The organism is Thauera chlorobenzoica (genome assembly GCF_001922305.1).
Lineage (GTDB): Bacteria > Pseudomonadota > Gammaproteobacteria > Burkholderiales > Rhodocyclaceae > Thauera > Thauera chlorobenzoica.
In genome coordinates, this window is the sequence record NZ_CP018839.1 from 489,068 (window position 1) to 511,022 (window position 21,955).

Sequence of the window (21,955 nt, forward strand, 5' to 3'; positions counted from 1 at the left end):
GGGAGGCCCCGCCGGCAGGAGGAACAACGGCAGACAGAGGAGGGCGGATGCTGCACGAGACAGCAGGGACGGCCGACAAGCCGGTCGATCTGGCGGATTACAACTGGCAGGCCTATTCGGTGCTGGTGGTCGATGACGAGGAGGGCATGCGCAACTTCCTCGAGCGCACCCTGGCGCGCCGCTGCGCCATGGTGCAGGCGGTCGCCGACGCCGAGCATGCCGCGGCGCTGATGGCGCGGCTGCACTTCGATCTGCTGATCCTCGACATCGCGCTGCCCGGCAAATCCGGCATCGAGTGGCTGCACGAGCTGCGCGAGCACGGTTACGGTGGCGAGGTGATCCTGGTGACCGCGTTCGCCGACATGGAAACCGCGATCGATGCCCTGCGCGGCGGTGCCTCGGACTTCATCCTGAAACCGTTTCGCGTCGACCAGATCCTGAATTCGATCAAGCGCTGCTTCGAGCGCGCCCGCCTGAGCCGGGAGAATTTCGTCTTGCGCCGCGAGCTGGCCGGGCTGGCGGTCGACCCCATCGGCCTGGTTGGGCACTCGGTAGCGATCGAGCAGCTGCGCGGCCTGATCCGCCGCGTCGGGCAGATGCCCAGCACGGTCCTGCTGCAGGGCGAATCGGGCTCGGGCAAGGAGGTGGCGGCGCGCGCGCTGCACCAGACCAGCCCGCGCGCGCAGCGCCCCTTCGTGCCGCTGAACTGTGCGGCGATCGCCTCCGAGCTGATCGAGAGCGAGCTTTTCGGCCATGTCAAGGGGGCGTTCACCGGCGCCAGCGAGAGCCGCAACGGGCTGTTCTACTACGCCCACGGCGGCACCTTGTTCCTCGACGAGATCAGCGAACTGGCGCTGCCGATGCAGACCCGGCTGCTGCGCGTGCTCGAAGAGCGCAAGCTGCGCCCGGTCGGTTCCGAGCGCGAGGTTTCGGTCGATGTCCGGATCATCGCCGCGGCCAACCGCGACCTCGCCGCCGAGGTCCGGGCCGGACGCTTCCGCGAGGACCTCTACTACCGCCTCGCCGTCGTCGATATCCGCATCCCGCCGCTGCGCGAGCGCGCCGAGGACATCCCCGAGCTGATCCGCCACTTCATGCCGCAGCTGGCGGTTCAGCTCGGCGTCGCGCCGCTGCCGCTGTCGCATGAAGTCGTCACCCGGCTGGCGGCCTACCCGTGGCCGGGCAACGTGCGCGAGCTGCGCAACTACGTCGAGCGCTCGATGATCCTGGGCTGTTTCCCGGATGCCCCGTCGGGGGCCGCGACCGCGCCGCAGCCGCTGCCTGCGGGGGAGCTCGAGCTGAGCCTGGCCGAGCTCGAGCGCCGTCATATCGAGCGCGTCACCGCGGCCTGCCACGGCAACAAGACCGAGGCCGCGCGCCGTCTCGGTGTGTCGCGCAAGACGCTGGAGCGCAAGTTCGCCGAGTGGGGGGCGGCGGCGGGCGCCGGTGCTCCCGCGCTCGCGCGGCGCGCCTGAGCCGCGCACCCGGGGAGCGACGATTGGCACGACTGGCGCATGCGGCATTTCCTTCGCGCTCGATGAGCCGCCGCCGTGGCTGCGGGCGGCCTCGTGCACGCGGCGCGGGGCGTGCGCGGTGACTGCGCTGCCGCTCCGCCCTGCCGCGCCGGGCCGCGCGTGGGGGCGCGCGCGTGACGCGGTGCGGCGCTCGGTGCGCGCCAAGCTGCTGTGTCTGGTGCTCGCGCCGCTGCTGCTCGGCTTCCCGATCATCATGGGGCTGCTGTGGTACTCGGGGGAGCTCTACTACCATCGCCTGATGGCGTCGCGGGTCAACAGCGACCTGTCTGCCGCGCACGGCTATTTCGCGCGCGTGATCGACGGCGTGGGCGGCGGCGTGGAGGGGCTGGCGGCCTCGCACGAGCTGGCACTGGCGCTGGCCGAGGGCCGCCTGCCGGCGCTGCTCGCAGCCGGTCAGGGACGGCTGGCGCTCGACTTCCTGAACTTGCTCGATGCCGAGGGCCGGGTGCTGCACTCCTCGGCCGCGCTCGAACCCGGTGCCGAACGCGGCACCTGGCCAGTGGTGGCGCAGGCCGTGCGCGCTGCGGCGGCGAGCGCGATCGAGCGCGCCGGGCCCGAGGCCTTGGCGGCGATCGACCCGGCGCTGCGCGCACGCGCGCGCCTGCCGCTGGTGGCCACCGCGCGTGCGCGGCCGGACCCGCGCCGCGAGGAGGAGCGCGGGTTGCTGATCCATGCCGCGGCGCCGGTCTACGATGATGGCGGACGGCAGATCGCGGTGCTCGAGGGCGGAGTGCTGCTCAACGGCAATCTCGACTTCATCGACACCATCAACGCCATCGTGTACCGCGCCGGCACCCTGCCGACAGGCAGCGAAGGCACGGCGACCCTGTTCGTCGACGATGTCCGTATCGCCACCAACGTGCGCCTGTTCGAGGGCGTGCGTGCCCTCGGCACCCGGGTCTCGGCCGAGGTGCGCGGACAGGTGCTGGAGCGGGGGGAAACCTGGCTGGAGACCGCCTTCGTGGTCAACGACTGGTACGTATCCGCCTACGAACCGGTGGTCGACAGCCGCGGTGAGCGCGTCGGCATGCTCTACGTCGGCTTCCTGGAGGCGCCGTTTCGCGCCGCCAAGCGTACCGCGCTGCTCGTCGCTGGGGCGGTCTCCTTGCTGATCAGCCTCGCCGGCGCGGTGCTGACGCTGCGCTGGGCGCGCAGCATCTTCCGCCCGATCGAGCGCATGCATGCCACCATCGAGCGCGTCGGCGCCGGCGAGGAGGCGGCGCGGGTGCGCCACATCGGCAGTGGCGACGAACTCGACCGCCTCGCCGCCGGCTTCGATCGCCTGCTCGACACCCTGGCCGACAAGCGCGCCGAGCTGCGGGCGCTCAACGCCTCGCTCGACCGCAGGGTGGCCGAGCGCACCGCGGATCTCGCCGCGGCCAACGAGGCCTTGCGCACCGCCCAGCGCCAGCTGGTGATGAGTGAGAAGCTGGCGGCGATCGGCGAGCTGACCGCCGGCGTCGCCCACGAGATCAGCAACCCGACCGCGGTGATCCAGGGCAACCTCGATCTGCTGCGCGAGGAGCTCGGCGCCGCCGCGCAGCCGGTCGCCAACGAGATCCGCCTGATCCACGAGCAGGTGCATCGCATCCGCCTGATCGTCACCAAGCTGCTGCAGTTCGCCCGCCCGGGCGAGTTTGCCGGCTATGTCGCGGCGGTCGATGTCAATGCCGCGCTTGCCGACTGCCTGGTGCTGACCCGTCCGCACCTGTCGCGTCACGACGTGCGGGTGGAGCAGGTGCTGAGTGCGCGCACGCGCGTCCAGATCAACCTCCAGGAGTTGCAGCAGGTGCTGATCAACCTGATCGTGAATGCCGTCCAGGCGATGCCCGACGGTGGCAGCCTGCGCCTGGAGACGGCCGACGTCGATCCGACGGATGATCTGCCCGGGGTGCGCATCACCGTGCGCGACAGCGGTATCGGCATCCGCGCCGAAGACCTCGACCGCATCTTCGACCCCTTCTTCACCACCAGGAAGCGGCAGGGCACCGGACTGGGCCTGTCGATCAGCCATACCCTGATCGGGCGCTACGGCGGGCGGATCACCGTCGCCAGCACGCCCGGTGCGGGCAGCGCGTTTACCGTGCACCTGCTCGCCGAACCGCAGTACCGCAACGAAGTGGCTGCGCCTTGCGCGCGCGGCTGAAACCGGAACATAAGGACAGACTGGACAACATGAACGTGATTGGATTCGCCGGCTGGTCCGGCAGCGGCAAGACCACGCTGGTCGAGCAGGTGGTTGGTGTATTGAGCGCACGTGGGCTGGCGGTGTCGCTGGTGAAGCACGCCCATCACCGCTTCGACATCGACCACGAGGGCAAGGACTCGTGGCGTCACCGTCAGGCCGGCTGTCGCGAGGTGCTGGTCAGCTCGGATCAGCGCTGGTCGCTGACGCGCGAGCTGCGCGGCGCGCCCGAGGCCAGCCTCGACGAGCTCCTCGGCAAGCTCGGCGACTGCGACCTGGTGCTGGTCGAAGGCTTCAAGCGCGCGCCGATCCCGAAGATCGAAGTGCGCCGCGCCGTGGTCGGCGAGCCGCTGCTGTTTCCCGGCGACCCGCACATCGTCGCTGTCGCCACCGATGCGCCGCTCGCCACCGCGCTGCCCCAGCTCGACATCAACGATCCGGCGCAGGTCGCCGATTTCATCATCGCCTATCTCGGCCGCTGATCCCGGTGCCGGCGGGCGTTCAGTCCAGCCCGGCGACTTCGCCCAGCGGTGACAGCTCGTAGCCGCCCAGGCGCCGGGCCAGCGCCCGGGATGCGGTGCTGCCGCAGGCGCGCAGCAGGTTCTGGAACAGGCGGCGGAAGAGGACCTGGCGCGGCAGCGCGAGATCGAGTGCGACCCAGCCCAGGGACAGGAAGCCGAGGCCGAACTCGGTCGCGGCGGCGCGGCTGCCAGGGGCGCAGTCGGCTTCGGCGCGCACCAGGAGGGCGGCGGCTTGGCGCTCGCTGGGCACGGTGGTGCTCACCGAGCAGTCGGCCAGGGTGAGGCCGGTGCCCGGCAGCGCCGACTCGAGGAAGTGCTGCGTGCCGGCGCCGGGCGGACGCATCGCCCAGCGGTAGTCGAAGCCGGCCAGGGTGCCGAGGCCGTCGGCCTTCAGCCCGGGGCGCAGCAGCACGCCCTGCTCGCGCAGCGCCAGGCGGACCCGCGCCCACTGACGGTGGGGGCCGAAGCGGTGGAGCAAGGTGAGGTGCTGGCGGGCGCTGTGCTCGACCGCGCCCCAGTTCAGCACGGCAGCGTCGGCGCGGCGGCGGGCGAGCCGCTCCAGCCCGGGCAGGGTGCCGGTCGGGCTGTAGGCGATCCAGCTGTCGGCACCCTGGTCCGCGCCCAGTGCAGCGATGGCAGCCGTCAGCAGGGGGTCGTCGCTGCCGGTGACCAGCAGGCGGTCGGTGAGCGCACCGCCGTGGGCCTGCTCGAGCACCCATTCTTCCAGCAGGGCGCGTGGAAACAGCCACTTGCCGCCGACGCGCGCCGCCGGCAGTTCGCGCTGGTTGGCGAGTTCGTAGAGCTTTTTCTCGTTGAGGTGGAGGTAGGCAGCGGCTTCGCGCGCGGTGAAGCAGGCCGCATGTGGCGGGGTGGTGGCGTCGTGCGTGTCCGGCGGCGATGCGGCCCCCCCGGGCTTGCCGGGTACGGACGCGGAGTCAGTCATCGGTGGCGGGCAGGTCCTTCGCCGCGTCGGCCAGCTCGGCGCGGGTGTTGATGTTGCGGAACGCCGCTTCCTGGTCGTCGAACGCGACCTCGACCACCTTCAGGCTGCCGTACCAGCGGTCGATCTTGCGTCCGCCGGCAGCGAGGAAAGCGCCCAGATGGGCGGCCAGCTCGCGCCGGCACAGGCAGAACACCGGGTGGGCCTGGTCGAAGGTCTTCGCCACCGCGAGCTCGGCGCCGGCTGCGTCGAGCGCGGCGGCGAGCCGGGCGACAAGGTCGGCGGGCAGGAATGGCGAGTCGCAGGGGGCGGTCGCCACCAGCGGGTGGCGGGCGCGGACCAGCGCCGCGTGGAGGCCGGCGAGGGGGCCGGCGAAGCCGCCGACGTCGTCGCCGAACACCGGGTAGCCGAACGCCTCCCAGGTGTCGAGGTTCTGGTTGGCGTTGATCAGCAGCTCGTCGACCTGGGGGGCGAGGCGTTCGAGCGCGTGGGCGGCCATCGGCCGGCCGGCGAGCTCGACCAGGCCCTTGTCGACGCCGCCCATGCGGCTGCCCTGGCCACCGGCGAGGAGCACGCCGGTGATTCTGCGCGCGGCGGGGCGGGGCGTGGGGTTCTGTGGCGAAGTGTGGTCCTGGGTCTGCATGGTCGTGTTCATCGAGGAGATCGATCGGAGCGGCGAAATGGAAGCGGTCGTGGGGTCCGCTGTGGGAGCGGCTGCACAGGGAGGCTAATCGCGCCGGAAATGCTCGGCGCCGGTGAACAGCAGGTAGTGCCTGCCCTGGGCGCGGCCGATCATGGTGAGGCCGATCTTCTGTGCGATCTGCCAGCCCATGTGGGTCAGGCCGGAGCGCGACACCAGGACCGGAATGCCCATCTGCGCGGTCTTGATCACCATTTCCGAAGTCAGCCGGCCGGTGGTGTAGAAGATCTTGCCGGCGCCGTCCACGCCGTCGAGCCACATCTGGCCGGCGATCGCATCGACCGCATTGTGGCGGCCGACGTCCTCGAAGAACATCAGGATCTCGCAACCGCCGGGGGTGGCCCGGGCCAGCGCGCAGCCGTGGACCGCGCCGGCCTGCTTGTAGATCGACTCGTGGTGGCGCACCGCCTCCATCAGCGCGTACAGGGTCGATTGCCCGAAGCTGCGGTCGCCGGGCAGGCGGAGCTGGTCGATCTCGTCCATCAGCCCGCCGAACACCGTGCCCTGGCCGCAGCCGGTGGTCACGGTGCGGCTACCGAGCTTTTCGTCGGCGTCGTGCAGGCCGCCGCGGGTGGTGACCGCGACCGCGTCCACCTCCCAGTCGACCTGCACCGCGGCGATCTCGTCGAGGCTCTGCACCAGGCGCTGGTTGCGCAGCCAGCCGATGGCGAGCGCCTCGGGGGCGGCGCCGAGCGTCATCAGGGTGACGATCTCGCGCTTGTCGACATAGAGCGTGAGCGGGTGTTCACCGGCGATCGGGGTCGGCACGGTCGTGCCGTGCTCATCCACGGCAGGAATCTCGACGGTGAGCGGGCGACTGGCCCGGCTCAGCACGGGGCGAAGGGGAAGATGGGCGTTCATCGGTGCCGTCCTCGGTGGGGCTGAGCACCGATTGTAGCGGGATGGCGGCGCGCGGACACCCGCTGCCGGGAGTCGGTGCCGGGTGTTGGCGGAATCCCGCATCGCGGAAGGGGCGCTCCCGGCCTATGCTGTACGGAACAGAGCGGGCCGGTGCCGTTCGATGCGCACCTTGTGTGCGCTCCTTTTTCGGGTGGAGTGCGATGAAGCAGTTTCCGATCGCGGTGGTCATGGAGCGCCGCCGCCTGAACAACCCCTGGGTCGACGAGGCCTGGGAAGCGGTTGGCGTGGTGCCGGCCTTCGAGGAGGCCGATCCGGCTCCGCGCCGGATCCTGGCCGAGAGCGGGCGGGGGCAATGGCGCGTGGGCGGTTTCGCCCTCGAGCTGTTCCGTGACGAGGCGGAGAACTACTTCAGCAACCTCAGTGCACCGGTCCCCAAAGTGTTCGTGATGTGGCGCCGGGAGGGCGAACTGGCGCTGCCGGTGGCGGTGTCGGTGAGCTACGGCGAGGCGGCACGCTGGCTGGATTCGGGCGAGCAGGTCGATGGCGTGCCGATGTCGCGCGAAGTCGCCGACTGGGTGGGCGAGTTCGTCAACACCCACTACCGGCCGGAACCGCGCAGGAAGCTCAGGCGCAACGACCCGCTGGCTCAGGACCGGGCGAGGCCCGGAGGGCAGGCATGAGCGCGGGCGGCTTCCTGTCGCGCTGGTCGCGGCGCAAGCTTGCCGCGGTCGCGGCAGGCGCCAGTTCCGATGCGCCCCCGGGGGCGGCCGCCGCCGCACCGCCCGCTGCGGCGGCCGAGTGCGCTGCCGATGCCGGAGCGTGCGTTGCCGATTGCGCCGGGGGGGCACCGGCAGACGAGCGCGCCGACAATCCGTTGCCGCCGCTCGAGGAGCTGTCCCTGGCCTCCGACTTCAGCGCCTTCCTGAAGGAGGAAGTGGGTGAGGCCTTGCGCCGCCAGGCCCTGCGCAAGCTTTTTTCCGACCCCCATTTCAACCGCATGGACGGGCTCGACATCTACATTGGCGACTACTCGCAGCCCGATCCGATCGCCCCGGAGGCGATGGCCAAGCTCAGGCATGCGCGCGAGTGGCTGCGCGCCAATGAAGCGCCCGCGATCGCGCTGCAGGGCGCCTCGCCTGCCCGGGCGCAGCCGGTGCTGCCTGGTGACGAGCACGCCGCCGCGGCGCTCGCCAGTCCGGGTGCGGAGCGGGAGGCGGGTGCGGCAGCGGACGCTGCTGCGCCGCAGCCGGACGGCGAGGGTGAGGGCTCCACCGCACCGCCGTTCCCTGCGGGCGATGCATTTCGGGCGGGACAAAACGGACCTTGAACGACAAATTGTCGCGCCCGCGGGGATAGGGCGCTGAAAAAGCGGATTGCAGCAGACTTTTCCGGTATCCAGTTTTTTAAATTCCGGCTTGCGTAATGCTTGAATCAGGAAAGCTCATGGAATCGCCAATGCACAACCTTCCTTTCGCTCCCGACCCAGCGTCCGCACTGAGCCCGCATGTCAGCGCCGCTGCCGGCTCCGCTGCGGTGGTCCGCCTGTGCGACTGCAACCGCAGCTGCGCCTTCGATGCCGGGCGCCTGGCCGCGGCGGGCGCGCCGGTCGCGTGCCACCACGCTCTGTGCGGCGCCGAGCTGGGGGTCGTGGAAAGTGATCTCGCCGCCGGTCGCGAGGTCTTCGTTTCCTGTACCCAGCAGAGCGCACTGTTCGGCGCGCTCGCCGACGCCCACGACGCGGGCGGACAGATCCATTTCTTCAACCTGCGCGAGCACGCCGGATGGTCGGCCGAGTCGGCGCAGGCCACGCCCAAGCTTGCCGCGCTGATCGCCGCCGCGACCACCCTGCCCGAACCCGAGCCGGTGTCCGGGGTGCAGCTGCGCGCCGGGCGCCGCCTGCTGATCGTCGGCGAGGCGGGCGCGGCGCTGGGCTGGGCCGAGCGGCTGAAGGGCAGTTTCGAGCCTGCGCTGCTGATCACCGGGCGGGCGGGGGACGTCGAACTGCCGGCGGTGAATGCGTATCCGCTGTGGTCGGGCCGGCCGCTGGCGCTGTCCGGCCATCTGGGCGCCTTCGAGCTGAGCTGGGAGCAGCGCAACCCGATCGACCTCGCCCTGTGCGTGCGCTGCAACGCCTGCGTCAGGGCCTGTCCGGAAGGGGCGATCGGCTTCGATCTGCAGGTCGAACTCGACCGCTGCCGGGACCACCGCGCCTGTGTGGCGGCCTGCGGCGAGATCGGTGCGATCGACTTCGCCCGTCAGGAAGTGACGCGCAGCGAGCGCTTCGACCTGGTGCTCGATCTCTGCGCCGAACCGCTGCTCAAGCGCGTCGAGCTCCCCGATGGTTATGCCGCACCGGGACGCGACCCCTTCGCCCAGGCGCTCGCGGTGCAGGCCCTGGGCGAGTTGGTGGGCGAATTCGACAAGCCGCGCTACGTCGCTTTCGAGGCCGCCTTGTGTGCCCACAGCCGCTCGCGCAAGACCGGGTGCACGAACTGCATCGACGTGTGCGCGACCGCGGCGATCCGCGCCGACGGCGATGTGATCGCGGTCGATCCCTATCTGTGCAAGGGCTGCGGCACCTGCACCACGGCCTGCCCTTCGGGGGCGCTCGGCTTCCAGTACCCGCCGGTGGCCGAACTCGGCCTGCGGGTGAAGACCCTGCTCGCGGCATACGCGCGCGCCGGTGGCGAGGCGGCCTGCCTGCTGTTCTACGCGGCGCAGGCGGGCGGCGCGGTGATCGAGCGCCTCGCCCGCCGCGGGCGCGGCCTGCCGGCGCGGGTGATTCCGGTCGAGGTGTGGAGCGCGGACGCGGTCGGCCTCGACCTGATGCTCGGCAGCCTGGCGCTGGGTGCCTGTCAGGTGGCGGTGCTCGCCGCCGGCAGCCACGATTGCACGCCGCTGAAGGGGCAGGCCGGGCACGGCCAGGCCATCCTCACCGCCCTCGGCTACGCCGGCGAGCACCTGCGCATCATCGACGCGGACGACGCCGACGACTGGCCGGCGCTCGAGTCCGCGCTGTGGGCATGGGCGCCGGCGACGGGCGTCGCCGCGCCGGCGCGTTTTCGCCTGCTGGCGAAAAAGCGCGAGACGCTCGATCTGGTCCTGCACCATCTGGTCGCCGGGGCGCCTGCCGCGGATGCCGAAGGCGGACTGCCGGCGGCGATCGCGCTCGAGGCCGGCGCGCCCTTCGGCCAGGTGCGTGCGACCGACGCCTGTACCTTGTGCATGGCCTGTACCGGCGCCTGTCCGGCAGGCGCGCTGCGCGCCGCGAGCGACGGCTTCCGCCTCGAGTTCGTCGAGAGGCACTGCCTGCAGTGCGGGCTGTGCGTTGCGTCCTGTCCGGAGTCCGCGCTCGGCCTCGAGGCGCGCCTGCTGCTCGGCGACGAGGCCCGGCGTGCGCGCACCCTGCGCGCGGCGGAGACGTTCCACTGCACGCGCTGCGGCAAGGCGATGGGGGCGGCGCCGCTGATCGAATCGATGCTCGCCCGCCTGTCCGCCCACGCCATGTTCGCGACCGAGGCCGAACGCGCCCGCCTGCGCATGTGCGGCGACTGCCGGGTGATCGACATGATGAGCACCGAGCCTGCCGTCAACGCCTGGGATCTCACCGAATGAACGCCGCGATCGAGCTTCAGCCTCCGCCCGCCCTCTCTGACGAGGACCGCGCCCGCGCCGAGCACTACGCCGTGCTCGCCCGCGTTTTCCACGCCGCGCCCGATGCGGTGCTGCTCGCCGCCCTGGCGCGGGCCGGGGGCGTGCTCGGCGGTGCCCAAGGTGCGCTGCCGTCGGCCTGGTCGGCACTTGGCAGCGCCGCGCAGACGACGTCGTTGCAGGCCGTGCGCGACGAGTTCGACACGCTCTTCGTCAGCGTCGGCAAGCCGCGGGTGATCGCCAACGGCTCCTGGTACCTGAGCGGCTTCCTGCAGGAAGCGCCGCTCGCCGAGTTGCGCGCCGATCTGGCCGAACTGGGCCTGGGGCGGCGCCAGGGCGTGGCCGAGACCGAGGACCACGTCGCCGCGCTCGCCGAAGTCATGCGTCACCTGATCGTCACCGGGCCCGACGCCGCCGGGCTCGCGCGCCAGCGGCAGTTTTTCGGCCGTCATCTCGCGCCCTGGTATGCGCGTCTGGCGCAGACCCTGGCGCAGGAGCCGGAAGCGGATTTTTATTCACGGGCCGGCGCCCTGCTGCAGGCCTTCCTCGATATCGAGCGCGCCGCGTTCGAGATGCTGGAGGCGCCTGCCTGATGAGCGGCGTATTTTCGGGTAGCGCGCCCGGCGGGTGCGCTGCGGTGTTGACGGAGTTCGGAATGGCTTCGGCCATGCCTGTTTGTCGATGGGGAGAGCGAGGATGAAAGACGACAAGACGAAGTTGTCCCGGCGGAATTTCCTGATCGCGGCCGGTGCCGGAGGTGCTGCCGGGGCCGCGGCGCTGGCCGCTGCGGCGAGCCAGGCCGTGCCCGGGGGCGTGGTTGCCGCCGACGCAGCGGCTGCGGCGGGCAATGCCGCCGTACCGGGTGACAGCGCGCACCGGCGCAATTACTACCGCACGGCGCGGCTCTGAGGAGGACGCCAGCATGTTGACGAAGAAGACTGCGAGTGCGGCGCCGGGCGCCGCCCGTCGGCTGGGCGGCGGCGCCGTCCGCCACCTCGGCCGGACCCTGGACCGCCGCGCGTTCCTGAAGCGCTCCGGCCTGGGCGTTGGCGCTGGGGCGCTGGCCGCCCAGCTGCCGTACACCCTGATCGGTGCGGCCGAAGCCGCAGCGCCTGCCGCGGCACGTGGCAGCGGCGAGGCCGAGGTGAAACGCACGGTGTGCACCCACTGTTCGGTCGGCTGTGCGATCGATGCGGTGGTCGAGAACGGCGTCTGGGTCCGCCAGGAGCCGGTGTTCGACTCGCCGATCAACCTCGGCGCGCACTGTGCAAAAGGCGCGGCGATCCGCGAGCACGGCCACGGCGAGCACCGTCTGAAATACCCGATGAAGCTGGTCGACGGCAAGTACCAGAAGATCAGCTGGGAGCAGGCGATCACCGAAGTGGGCGACCGCCTGCTGAAGATCCGCGAGGAATCCGGCCCCGACGCGGTGTACTGGATCGGATCGAGCAAGCACAACAACGAGCAGTCCTACCTGCTGCGCAAGTTCGTGTCCTTCTGGGGCACCAACAACTGCGACCACCAGGCGCGCATCTGCCACTCCACCACGGTGGCGGGGGTGGCCAACACCTGGGGCTACGGGGCGATGACGAACTCGTACAACGACATGCAGAACGCGAAGGCGATGCTGTTCATCGGCTCCAACGCCGCCGAGGCCCACCCGGTGTCGATGATGCACATCCTGCACGCCAAGGAAAACGGCGCCAAGATGATCGTCGTCGACCCGCGCTTCACCCGCACCGCGGCCAAGGCCCACCAGTACATCCGCATCCGCTCCGGCACCGACGTGCCCTTCCTGTTCGGCCTGCTCTACCACATCTTCCAGAACGGCTGGGAAGACCGGAAATACATCGACGATCGCGTCTTCGGCATGGACAAGGTGCGCGAGGAGGTGCTGGCGAAATGGACCCCGGACAAGGTCGAGGAAGCCTGCGGCGTACCCGAGGACCAGATGCTGCTGGCCGCGCGCACGATGGCCGAGAACCGCCCGTCCACCATCGTCTGGTGCATGGGCCAGACCCAGCACTCGATCGGCAACGCGATGGTGCGCGCCTCCTGCATCGTCCAGCTCGCACTCGGCAACATCGGCACTTCGGGCGGCGGGGCGAACATCTTCCGCGGCCACGACAACGTCCAGGGGGCGACCGACATCGGCCCCAACCCGGATTCGCTGCCGGGCTACTATGGGCTGGCGACCGGTTCGTGGAAGCACTGGTGCAGCGTGTGGGGCGTGGACTACGAGTGGGTCAAGAGCCGCTACGTCTCGCAGGAGCTGATGGAGAAGTCCGGCATCACCGTGTCGCGCTGGATCGACGGCGTGCTCGAGAACAAGGAGCTGATCGACCAGCCCGCCGGCAACCTGCGTGCGGTGGTGTACTGGGGCCATGCGCCGAACTCGCAGAGCCGTGGCGCGGAGATGGTCGAGGCGATGAAGGCGCTCGACACCCTGGTGGTGATCGACCCCTATCCGTCGGCCACCGCCGGCATGGCAGCGATGGTGAGGAAGGACGGCGTCTACCTGCTGCCGGCCTGTACCCAGTTCGAGACCGAGGGCTCGGCGACGGCGTCGAACCGTTCGCTGCAGTGGCGCGAGAAGGTCATCGAGCCGCTGTTCGAGTCCAGGCCCGACCAGACCATCATGTACGCGCTGGCGAAGAAGTTCGGCTGGGCCGACGAATTCGTCAAGAACATCAAGCTGGTCAAGGATGCCCAGGGCTGGGACGAGCCGGACATGGCCGACACCTTGCGCGAGATCAACCGCGGCACGTGGACGATCGGCTACACCGGGCAGTCGCCCGAACGCCTGAAGCTGCACATGAAGAACATGCACACCTTCGACGTGAAGACCTTGCGCGCGGTCGGCGGCCCCTGCGATGGGGAGTATTTCGGCCTGCCCTGGCCGTGCTACGGCACCCCGGAGATGAAGCACCCGGGCACCCCCAACCTGTATGACACCTCCAAGCACGTGATGGAAGGTGGCGGCAACTTCCGCGCCAACTTCGGTGTGGAAAAGGACGGCGTGTCCCTGCTCGCCGGCGAAGGTTCGGCATCGAAGGGTGCCGAGATCCAGATGGGCTACCCCGAGTTCGATCACGTGCTGCTGAAGAAGCTGGGCTGGTGGGACGAGCTCACCGATGCCGAGAAGGCCGCGGCCGAAGGCAAGAACTGGAAGACCGACGCCTCGGGCGGGATCATCCGCGTCGCGATGAAGAACCACGGCATGCATCCGTTCGGCAACGCGAAGGCGCGCGCGGTGGTGTGGAACTTCCCCGACCCGATTCCGCAGCACCGCGAGCCGATCTACTCGCCGCGCCCCGACCTGGTGGCGAAGTACCCGACCCACGACGACAAGATGAAGTTCTGGCGCCTGCCGACGCTGTACAAGTCGATGCAGGAGAAGCTCGCCGGCATTTCCCGTGAATACCCGCTTATCATGACCTCGGGGCGTCTCGTCGAGTACGAGGGCGGCGGTGAGGAGACGCGCTCCAACCCCTGGCTCGCCGAGCTGCAGCAGGAGATGTTCGCCGAAGTGAACCCGAAGGACGCCAATGATGCGGGTTTCCGCAATGGCGAGTACATCTGGGTCGAGTCGCCGACCAAGGCGAAGCTCAAGGTGCGCGCCCAGGTCACCCAGCGCGTGGCGCCGGGCACGGTGTTCCTGCCCTTCCACTTCTCCGGCTGGTGGCAGGGCAAGGACATGCTCGAGCACTACCCCGAGGGCGCGGCGCCGATCGTGCGCGGTGAGGCGGTCAACACCGCCACCACCTACGGCTACGACTCGGTGACGATGATGCAGGAAACCAAGACCACCCTGTGCCGCGTGAGCAAGGCTTGAGGACGAGGAGAATAAGAAATGGGACGGATGAAATTCCTCTGTGACGCCGAGCGCTGCATCGAGTGCAACGGCTGCGTCACCGCGTGCAAGAACGAGCACGAGGTGCCGTGGGGTGTGAACCGGCGCCGGGTGGTGACGATGAACGACGGCGTGCCGGGCGAGCGCTCGATCTCGGTCGCCTGCATGCACTGCACCGATGCACCGTGCATGGCGGTGTGCCCGACCGACGTGTTCTACCGCACCGAAGAGGGCGTGGTGCTCCACGACAAGGACGGCTGCATCGGCTGCGGCTACTGCTTCTACGCCTGTCCGTTCGGTGCGCCGCAGTTCCCCAACGGTCCGGCGGCGTTCGGCGCGCGCGGCAAGATGGACAAGTGCACCTTCTGTGCCGGCGGTCCCGAGCAGACCGGCTCCCAGGCCGAGTACGAGAAGTACGGCTCGAACCGGCTGGCCGAAGGCAAGCTGCCGCTGTGCGCCGAGATGTGCTCGACCAAGGCGCTGCTCGCCGGCGACGCCGCGGTGGTGGCCGACATCTTCCGCGAGCGCGTGCTGCGCCGCGGCGGCGGCGCCGAGGTGTGGGGCTGGGATGCCGCCTATGGCGGCGGCGAGCAAAAGCGCGAGCGCAAGCGGGAGGGCCAGTCATGAGGACGAGAACGATGAGGCGGCTGAAGATCGCCGCACTGGCGGCGGGGGTCGCGCTGGGCTTGTCGGCCTGCGGCGAGCAGGCGCAGGTCACCGTGTACGAGCAGGGCCGCTACCAGGGCAAGGCCGATACCCGGCCATGGGAAGGGCCGCTCTTCAACGGCGACCGCGAGGCCTGGGAAAAGGCGCTGATGAGCCGCAGCCGCAACCAGTCCGAGTACAACCGCATCCAGTAAGGAGAGCACCATGAGGAACCTCTTCATGCGGGGCCTGGGGGGCGGCGTGTTCGCCGCGCTGCTGCTCATGCTGTCGTGGGCGGCAGCCCTGCCGTTGCAGGCGGCCGAGCCACCGCCCGGCAGCTCGGCGGCCGAGCAGGCCGTGCGCCAGGTGGAGCGCCCGCTCAACAATGCGCCGGTGTGGCGGGCGGTGCGCTCGGGGGAGGCGCACTTGACCACGGTGCGCGGCCCCGAGACCGCGGTCCTGATCCAGAGCGAAGGCAACACCTGGCGTCAGCTGCGCAACGGCCCGGTGACCCGCTACGGCGGCTGGCTGCTGATCCTGGTGCCGGCAGCGATCCTGCTGTTCTGGCTGGTGAAGGGCGCGATGAAGCTGCATGGAGCGCCGAGCGGGCGGACCTTGAAGCGTTTTTCCGGCTTCGAGCGCTTCGTGCACTGGGGCACGGCGATCAGCTTCGTGCTGCTGGCGCTGACCGGGGTGGCGATCCTGTTCGGCAAGCACGTGCTGTTGCCGCTCCTCGGCCATGGTGCGCTGGGCGGGCTGCTCGCCGCGGGCAAGCTGGTGCATAACTACGTCGGCCCGCTGTTCGGCGTGTTCATCGTGCTGATGATCCTCACCTTCGTGCGCGACAACTTCTGGCAGGCAGTCGATGGGGTGTGGATCCGCCGCGCCGGCGGCCTGTTCGGCGGCGAGCACGTGCCTTCGGGGCGGTTCAACTTCGGCGAGAAGACCTGGTTCTGGATCGGCGTCACCCTTCTCGGGCTGATCGTGGTGGTTTCCGGGTTGGTGATGGACTTTCCGAACTACGGCTGGGGGCGCAGCGACATGCAGACCGCGAACATCGTCCATGCCGTTGCGGCGATCGTCCTGCTGGCGCTGTCCTTCGGTCACATCTACATGGGCACGCTCGGTGTGGAAGGTGCCTACCAGGCGATGCGCACCGGCGTCGTCGACGAAACCTGGGCGAAGGAACATCACGCGCTCTGGTACCAGGAGGCCAAGACCGGCAAGCCGGGCGGTTCCTGAGCGCGCGCCGGGCGCCTTGCTCCACCCCGGTCGCTCTTTTCCCTCCCTCGGCCCGGGTGATTCGGCCCTGCGCGGACCCGCTCGGTGCAGGGCCGCGTTTTTTGTGCGGCGCGGAAGCGATGCTCGCAGCCGGCGGTACAATGCCGGTTCTTTTCTGGGGCGGAGCCGTCGATGGCCGAAACGTTTTTTTCTCCCTGTCCGCGCGGGCTCGAAACCCTGCTTGCGGAAGAGCTGGGCCGCTTCGGCGCGCGCACGGTGCAGCCGCTGCACGGCGGGGTGAGCTGGGAGGGGGACTGGGCGGCCTGTCAGCGCGCGAACCTGGAAAGCCGGCTCGCCACCCGGGTGATGTGGCGGGTGGCGCAGGGGCGTTACCGCGCCGAGGTCGATATCTACAAGCTCGCCTACAGCGTGACCTGGGCGAAGTGGTTCACCGCCGACGACACCATCCGCATCTACGTCACCGCGCAGAAGTCGCCGCTGAAGAGCCTGGAGTTCATCACCCTGCGGGTCAAGGACGCGGTCTGCGACCATTTCCGCACCGTTGCCGGGCGGCGGCCGAACGTCGATACCGCGGATCCGGCGGTGCGCATCCACCTGTTCCTCACTGCGGACACCGCGACCCTGTACATCGACACCTCCGGCGCGCCGCTGTACAAGCGCGGCTTCAAGCCGGCCGCGGTGGAGGCGCCGCTGAAGGAGAACCTGGCCGCCGGCATCCTGCGCCTGTCCGGGTGGACGCCCGGCGAAACGCTGCTCGACCCGATGTGCGGCAGCGGCACCTTCCTCATCGAGGCCGCGATGATGGCGCTCGACATCGCCCCCGGCCTGGGGCGGCGCTTCGGCTTCGAGCGCTTCCGCCACCACGAGCGCAGCACCTGGGCGGCGGTCCGGCGTGCGGCCGAAAGCCGCCGCCAGGCGCCGCGGGTGCTGCCGCTGTTCGGCTCGGACATCGTCGGCGAGTGGGTGCGGCGCAGCCGCGTCAATCTGGATGCGGCCGGGCTGGCCGACTGCGTCCGCCTCGATCGTGCCGACCTGCTCGAGCGCACCCCGCCCGCGGCCGAAGGGGTGATGGTGGCCAATCCGCCTTATGGCGTGCGCCTGGGCGAGGCCGAGGAGCTCGCCGCCTTCTATCCGCAGCTGGGCGATGCGCTCAAGCAGCGCTGGGGCGGCTGGCGCTGCTACTTCTTCAGTGCGGACGTCGAGCTGCCGAAGCGGATCGGGCTGAAAGCGAGCCGGCGCACGCCGCTGTTCAACGGCGCGCTCGAGTGCCGGCTGTACGAGTACCGCATGGTTGCCGGCAGCAACCGGCGCAAGGGCGACGAGGCGGCCGCGAGCTGACGGCGGCCCGCGCGCGGTGAGCGCCGGCCGGACTCAGACGATGCCGAGGTTCTGGATGCCGTTGTTGACGTCGCGGTCGCCGTGCTTGCTGTGGAGCTTGATCTGCAGGCGCAGGTCGTTGACCGAATCGGCGTTGCGCAGCGCGTCTTCGTAGCTGATCTGCCCATCCTCGTAGAGCCCGAACAGCGCCTGGTCGAACGTCTGCATGCCCAGCTCGCGCGAGCGCTTCATGATTTCCTTGATCTCGGGGATGTTGCCCTTGAACACGAGGTCGGCGATCAGCGGCGAGTTGAGCAGGATCTCCACCGCCGGAACCCGGCCCTTGCGCTCCTTCAGCGGCAGCAGGCGCTGGGAGACGATCGCACGCAGGTTCAGCGACAGGTCCATCAGCAGCTGCTGGCGGCGGTCTTCGGGGAAGAAGTTGATGATCCGGTCGATCGCCTGGTTGGCGCTGTTGGCGTGCAGCGTGGCGAGGCACAGGTGGCCGGTCTCGGCGAAGGCGATGGCGTAGTCCATGGTCTCGCGGTCGCGGATCTCGCCCATCAGGATCACGTCGGGGGCCTGGCGCAGGGTGTTCTTCAGCGCCGCTTCCCAGGACTCGGTGTCGATGCCGACTTCGCGCTGGGAGACGATGCAGTTCTTGTGTGCATGCACGAACTCGATCGGATCTTCCACCGTGATGATGTGGCCGTAGGTGTTCTCGTTGCGGAAATCCACCATCGAGGCGAGCGACGTGGTCTTGCCGGTGCCGGTGCCGCCGACGAAGATCACCAGCCCGCGCTGGGCCAGGGCGATGTCGCGCAGCACCGGCGGCAGGCCGAGCTCGTCGAAGCCGGGAATGCGCTGCGGGATCGTGCGCAACACCAGCCCGACCTTGCCCTGCTGGATGTAGGCGTTGGCACGGAAGCGGCCGATGCCGGTGGGCGAAATGCCGAAATTGCATTCCTTGTGGGTTTCGAACTCGGCCGCCTGGCGGTCGCTCATCACTGCACGCGCGAGTTCGGCGGTGTGCTGGGGCTGCAGCAACTGGTTCGATTGCGGCACGATGCGGCCGTCGATCTTGATCGCGGGCGGAAACCCCGCGGTGATGAACAGGTCCGAGCCGTTCTTCTGCAGCATCAGCCGCAGCAGGTCGTGCATGAACTTGAGCGCCTGGTCGCGTTCCATGGTCGAGCTCCTGGGCCGTCAGCCGGCGAAGTTGTCTTTGTTCTGCGCCTTCATCCGGGCCTCCGCCGCCGACACGATGTTGCGCCGGACGAGGTCGGCCAGGCACTGGTCCAGCGTCTGCATGCCGACGTTCTGGCCGGTCTGGATCGACGAGTACATCTGGGCGATCTTGTTCTCGCGGATCAGGTTGCGGATCGCCGGGGTGCCGATCATGATCTCGTGCGCCGCCACCCGGCCCTGACCGTCCCTGGTCTTGAGCAGGGTCTGCGAGATCACCGCGCGCAGCGACTCCGACAGCATCGAGCGCACCATGTCCTTTTCGGCGGCGGGGAAGACGTCGACGATGCGGTCGATGGTCTTCGCCGCCGACGAGGTGTGCAGGGTGCCGAACACCAGGTGGCCGGTCTCGGCGGCGGTGAGCGCGAGGCGGATCGTCTCGAGGTCGCGCATCTCGCCCACCAGGACGACGTCGGGGTCTTCGCGCAGCGCCGCGCGCAGGGCGTTGTTGAAGGACATCGTGTCGCGGTGCACTTCGCGCTGGTTGATCAGGCAGCGCTTGGATTCATGGACGAATTCGATCGGATCCTCGACGGTGAGGATGTGGCCGTATTCGTTTTCGTTCACGTAATCGACCATTGCCGCCAGCGTGGTCGATTTGCCCGAGCCGGTGGGGCCGGTGACGAGCACGATGCCGCGCGGCTGGCTGGCGATGTCCTTGAAGATTTTCGGGCTGTTGAGCTCTTCCAGGGTCAGCACTTTCGACGGAATGGTGCGGAACACCGCGCCCGCGCCGCGGTTCTGGTTGAAGGCATTGACGCGGAAGCGGGCGAGGTTGGGGACAGCGAAGGAAAAGTCGCACTCCCAGCTCTCCTCGAACTGCTTGCGCTGCGCATCGTTCATGATGTCATACACCATGTCGTGCACTTCCTTGTGCTCCATCGGCGGCAGGTTGATGCGGCGGACGTCGCCATGGACGCGGATCATCGGCGGCAGGCCGGCCGAGAGATGGAGGTCGGAGGCCTTGTTCTTGACCGCGAAGGCGAGCAGTTCGGTGATGTCCATGGGTTCGTGCGGGCGGCTGCGGGCGGGAAGAGGGGTGAGTGCGCAATGCTATACTTTTTGCGCGGTTTTCCTAACAAAAAGGCCACAAGCATGACAAGCATTGCGGAACGGTTGCGCGCCGTGCGGGCGAGGCTCGCCGCGGCGGCGGCAAGCGCAGGCCGCGCGCCGGACGAAGTCGCCCTGCTGGCGGTGAGCAAGACCTGGCCCGCCGCTGCGGTGCGTGAGGCGGCCGCCGCCGGCCAGCGTGCCTTCGGCGAGAACTATGTGCAGGAAGGCGTCGCCAAGGTCGAGGCGTTGCGCGGCCTGGGCCTGGAATGGCACTTCATCGGTCCGCTGCAGAGCAACAAGACGCGCGCGGTGGCGAACGCCTTCGACTGGGTGCACAGCATCGACCGCCTGAAGATCGCCGAGCGCCTGTCGGCGCAGCGCGACGTCCATCTGCCGCCCCTCAACGTCTGCATCCAGGTCAATGTCAGCGGTGAAGCGAGCAAGAGCGGGGTGGCACCGGACGCCGCGGCCGCACTCGCGCACGCGGTCGCGGCGCTGCCGCGGCTGCGGCTGCGCGGGCTGATGTGCATTCCGGAACCGAGCGACGACCCCGCCCTGCTGCGCGCGCGCTTTGCCGTGCTGCGCCGCCTGCAAGAGCGCCTCGTCGGCGAAGGCCTGGCGCTCGACACCTTGTCGATGGGCATGTCCCACGACATCGAAGCGGCGGTCGCCGAAGGCGCGACCATCGTGCGCGTGGGCACGGCGATCTTCGGCGGGCGCCGCCCGCTCGCCGCCTCCGAATCCGCCTGAGCCCCGCGACCGCGGCGGCGTGGCATTCCATTCACAAGGGCATTCATGAACATCACCTTTCTCGGCGGCGGCAACATGGCCTCCGCCCTCATCGGCGGGCTGCTCGAACGCGGCTTCGCTGCAGCCGGCATCCAGGTCATCGAACTCGGCGCCGAAGGCCGCGAGCGGCTGGCGGCGCGTTTCGGCGTGCGTGCGGTGGAAGCCGTCGACGCCACGGCGCTGGCCTGCGACGTCCTGGTGCTGGCGGTGAAGCCGCAGCAGATGAAGGCCGCGCTCGCCCCGCTCGCCGGCCGGCTGTCGAACCAGCTGGTGATCAGCATCGCTGCCGGCCTGCGCCTGGCCGACCTCGGACGCTGGCTGGGGACGCCGGGCGCGCCCTACACCCGGCTGGTGCGCTGCATGCCCAACACGCCGGCGCTGATCGGCGCCGGCGTCACCGGGCTGTACGCCGACCCTTCGGTGGATGCGGCCGGGCGCGCGGCCGCCGGGCGCATCCTCGCCGCGGTCGGCAGCACGGTGTGGGCCGACGACGAGGAGCGGATGGATGCGGTGACGGCGATCTCGGGCAGCGGCCCGGCCTACGTGTTCCACTTCATCGAGGCACTGGAGGCGGCCGGGCGGGCGCTCGGTTTCGACGAGGCCGGGGCACGCCGGCTGGCGATCGACACCGTGCTCGGCGCGGCGCGACTGGCGGCCGATTCCGGGGATTCGCCGGCGGTGCTGCGCCAGAACGTGACCTCGAAGGGGGCACCACCGAGGCCGCCCTCGCCAGCCTGGCGGCGGCCGGCTGGCACGACGAGCTGGTCGCGGCGGTGCACGCGGCCGCGGCGCGCGGTCGCGCGCTGGGCGCCGAACTCGGCAGGGACTAAGCGATGCTGGCCAACATCCTCCTGCTGATTCTCAACGTCGCCGCCAGCTTCATCACCCTGATGCTGCTGGCGCGCTTCTACATGCAGTGGCAGCGGATTTCCTTCCGCAACCAGCTCGGCCAGTTCGTCGTCACCACCACCGACTGGGCGGTGCGGCCGCTGCGCCGCGTTATCCCCGGGGTGTTCGGACTCGACCTGGCGAGCCTGCTGCCGGCCTGGCTGGTGCAGGTGCTGCTGGTGGCGTTCGAGCTGAGCCTGCGCGGGGCGGCGTTCAGCGGCAATGCCGCCGCGGTCGCCGCCGGGCTGGCCGGGGTCGGCCTGATCGAGCTGCTGCGGATGATGGTGTATCTGCTGATCGCGGTCGTGCTCGGTTCCGCGGTGCTGTCCTGGGTCAGCCCGCATGCGCCGCTGGCGCCGGTGCTGCACGGGCTGGCCGCGCCCTTCCTGCGCCCTTTCCGCCGGGTGATCCCGAGCATCGCCAACGTCGATCTGTCGCCGTTGGTGCTGCTGCTGGTGCTGCAGATCGTGCTGATGCTGCTCGCCGGGGTGCGCGGCAGCTTCGCACCGCTGCTGTTCGGCGGCTGATCG

General features: G+C 69.8%; 20 protein-coding genes and 1 pseudogene. 16 read left to right on the top strand and 5 right to left on the bottom strand.

What is annotated here, in order from left to right; genetic code table 11:
• The first annotated feature begins 47 nt into the window (after positions 1-47).
• The 3 genes from Tchl_RS02380 to mobB all read left to right on the top strand — a co-directional run bounded on the left by Tchl_RS02380 (position 48) and on the right by mobB (position 4,202).
• Entirely contained in the window at positions 48-1,475 is a 1,428-nt protein-coding gene (locus tag Tchl_RS02380) for a sigma-54-dependent transcriptional regulator (protein WP_075146980.1), read from the top strand.
• Between the two features lie 127 nt (positions 1,476-1,602).
• The gene (locus Tchl_RS02385) at positions 1,603-3,681 is read left to right on the top strand and encodes a sensor histidine kinase (RefSeq protein ID WP_075149534.1); all 2,079 of its coding nucleotides are present in this window, start codon (positions 1,603-1,605) and stop codon (positions 3,679-3,681) included.
• 29 nt (positions 3,682-3,710) lie between these two features.
• Positions 3,711-4,202 carry a molybdopterin-guanine dinucleotide biosynthesis protein B gene (gene mobB, locus Tchl_RS02390; RefSeq protein WP_075149535.1) on the top strand — a complete coding sequence of 164 codons (492 nt, stop codon included), beginning with the start codon at positions 3,711-3,713 and terminating at the stop codon, positions 4,200-4,202.
• Between the two features lie 19 nt (positions 4,203-4,221).
• On the opposite strand, the gene Tchl_RS02395 is transcribed toward mobB, so the two are convergent.
• The 3 genes from Tchl_RS02395 to Tchl_RS02405 form a co-directional block, all read right to left on the bottom strand.
• Positions 4,222-5,184 (bottom strand): helix-turn-helix transcriptional regulator, encoded by a 963-nt coding sequence (locus Tchl_RS02395; RefSeq protein WP_083945118.1) that lies wholly within the window; start codon positions 5,182-5,184, stop codon positions 4,222-4,224.
• Complete coding sequence (gene mobA, locus Tchl_RS02400) at positions 5,177-5,824, bottom strand: molybdenum cofactor guanylyltransferase MobA (RefSeq protein WP_075149536.1); 648 nt, start codon at positions 5,822-5,824, stop codon at positions 5,177-5,179. Before mobA ends, Tchl_RS02395 begins: the two co-directional genes overlap by 8 nt.
• Before the next feature lie 84 nt (positions 5,825-5,908).
• Positions 5,909-6,742: a formate dehydrogenase accessory sulfurtransferase FdhD gene (locus Tchl_RS02405; RefSeq protein WP_075146981.1), complete on the bottom strand. Its 834-nt coding sequence runs from the start codon at positions 6,740-6,742 to the stop codon at positions 5,909-5,911.
• A gap of 200 nt (positions 6,743-6,942) precedes the next feature.
• Between Tchl_RS02405 and Tchl_RS02410 the strand changes: the two genes are divergently transcribed.
• The 10 genes from Tchl_RS02410 (at position 6,943) to Tchl_RS02455 (ending at position 17,471) form a co-directional block, all read left to right on the top strand.
• Complete coding sequence (locus Tchl_RS02410) at positions 6,943-7,422, top strand: DUF3305 domain-containing protein (RefSeq protein ID WP_075146982.1); 480 nt, start codon at positions 6,943-6,945, stop codon at positions 7,420-7,422.
• The gene (locus Tchl_RS02415; protein WP_075146983.1) at positions 7,419-8,069 is read left to right on the top strand and encodes a DUF3306 domain-containing protein; all 651 of its coding nucleotides are present in this window, start codon (positions 7,419-7,421) and stop codon (positions 8,067-8,069) included. The genes Tchl_RS02410 and Tchl_RS02415 overlap by 4 nt, the downstream gene beginning before the upstream one ends.
• Positions 8,070-8,197: 128 nt before the next feature.
• Complete coding sequence (locus Tchl_RS02420) at positions 8,198-10,357, top strand: 4Fe-4S binding protein (protein ID WP_083945120.1); 2,160 nt, start codon at positions 8,198-8,200, stop codon at positions 10,355-10,357.
• Positions 10,354-10,986, top strand: coding sequence for a TorD/DmsD family molecular chaperone (locus tag Tchl_RS02425; protein ID WP_075146984.1), 633 nt, complete (start codon positions 10,354-10,356; stop codon positions 10,984-10,986). Before Tchl_RS02420 ends, Tchl_RS02425 begins: the two co-directional genes overlap by 4 nt.
• Positions 10,987-11,089: 103 nt before the next feature.
• The gene (locus tag Tchl_RS02430; RefSeq protein ID WP_075146985.1) at positions 11,090-11,302 is read left to right on the top strand and encodes a hypothetical protein; all 213 of its coding nucleotides are present in this window, start codon (positions 11,090-11,092) and stop codon (positions 11,300-11,302) included.
• A gap of 13 nt (positions 11,303-11,315) precedes the next feature.
• Entirely contained in the window at positions 11,316-14,228 is a 2,913-nt protein-coding gene (locus Tchl_RS02435) for a formate dehydrogenase subunit alpha (protein ID WP_075146986.1), read from the top strand.
• Positions 14,229-14,246: 18 nt separating this feature from the next.
• Positions 14,247-14,873 (top strand): formate dehydrogenase FDH3 subunit beta, encoded by a 627-nt coding sequence (gene fdh3B, locus Tchl_RS02440; protein WP_075146987.1) that lies wholly within the window; start codon positions 14,247-14,249, stop codon positions 14,871-14,873.
• Between the two features lie 11 nt (positions 14,874-14,884).
• The gene (locus Tchl_RS02445; protein WP_232311640.1) at positions 14,885-15,106 is read left to right on the top strand and encodes a hypothetical protein; all 222 of its coding nucleotides are present in this window, start codon (positions 14,885-14,887) and stop codon (positions 15,104-15,106) included.
• 10 nt (positions 15,107-15,116) lie between these two features.
• Positions 15,117-16,133 (top strand): formate dehydrogenase subunit gamma, encoded by a 1,017-nt coding sequence (locus Tchl_RS02450; RefSeq protein WP_075146989.1) that lies wholly within the window; start codon positions 15,117-15,119, stop codon positions 16,131-16,133.
• Positions 16,134-16,304: 171 nt separating this feature from the next.
• Complete coding sequence (locus Tchl_RS02455) at positions 16,305-17,471, top strand: THUMP domain-containing class I SAM-dependent RNA methyltransferase (protein ID WP_075146990.1); 1,167 nt, start codon at positions 16,305-16,307, stop codon at positions 17,469-17,471.
• A 33-nt stretch (positions 17,472-17,504) separates the two neighbouring features.
• Here Tchl_RS02455 and Tchl_RS02460 read toward each other — a convergent pair whose 3' ends face one another.
• Both Tchl_RS02460 and Tchl_RS02465 read right to left on the bottom strand, forming a co-directional pair.
• Positions 17,505-18,638 carry a PilT/PilU family type 4a pilus ATPase gene (locus tag Tchl_RS02460; protein WP_075146991.1) on the bottom strand — a complete coding sequence of 378 codons (1,134 nt, stop codon included), beginning with the start codon at positions 18,636-18,638 and terminating at the stop codon, positions 17,505-17,507.
• Positions 18,639-18,656: 18 nt separating this feature from the next.
• Entirely contained in the window at positions 18,657-19,700 is a 1,044-nt protein-coding gene (locus Tchl_RS02465; protein WP_075146992.1) for a type IV pilus twitching motility protein PilT, read from the bottom strand.
• A gap of 90 nt (positions 19,701-19,790) precedes the next feature.
• Here Tchl_RS02465 and Tchl_RS02470 point away from each other — a divergent pair, with 90 nt between their 5' ends.
• From Tchl_RS02470 to Tchl_RS02480, 3 genes and pseudogenes are all read left to right on the top strand, one after another.
• A complete protein-coding gene (locus Tchl_RS02470; protein ID WP_075146993.1) occupies positions 19,791-20,498 on the top strand; it encodes a YggS family pyridoxal phosphate-dependent enzyme in 708 nt (235 codons plus the stop codon).
• 45 nt (positions 20,499-20,543) lie between these two features.
• Positions 20,544-21,367: pseudogene (gene proC, locus Tchl_RS02475) on the top strand (pyrroline-5-carboxylate reductase).
• Between the two features lie 3 nt (positions 21,368-21,370).
• Positions 21,371-21,952, top strand: a complete 582-nt coding sequence (locus Tchl_RS02480; protein ID WP_075146994.1) for a YggT family protein — start codon at positions 21,371-21,373, stop codon at positions 21,950-21,952.
• Positions 21,953-21,955 lie beyond the last annotated feature (3 nt).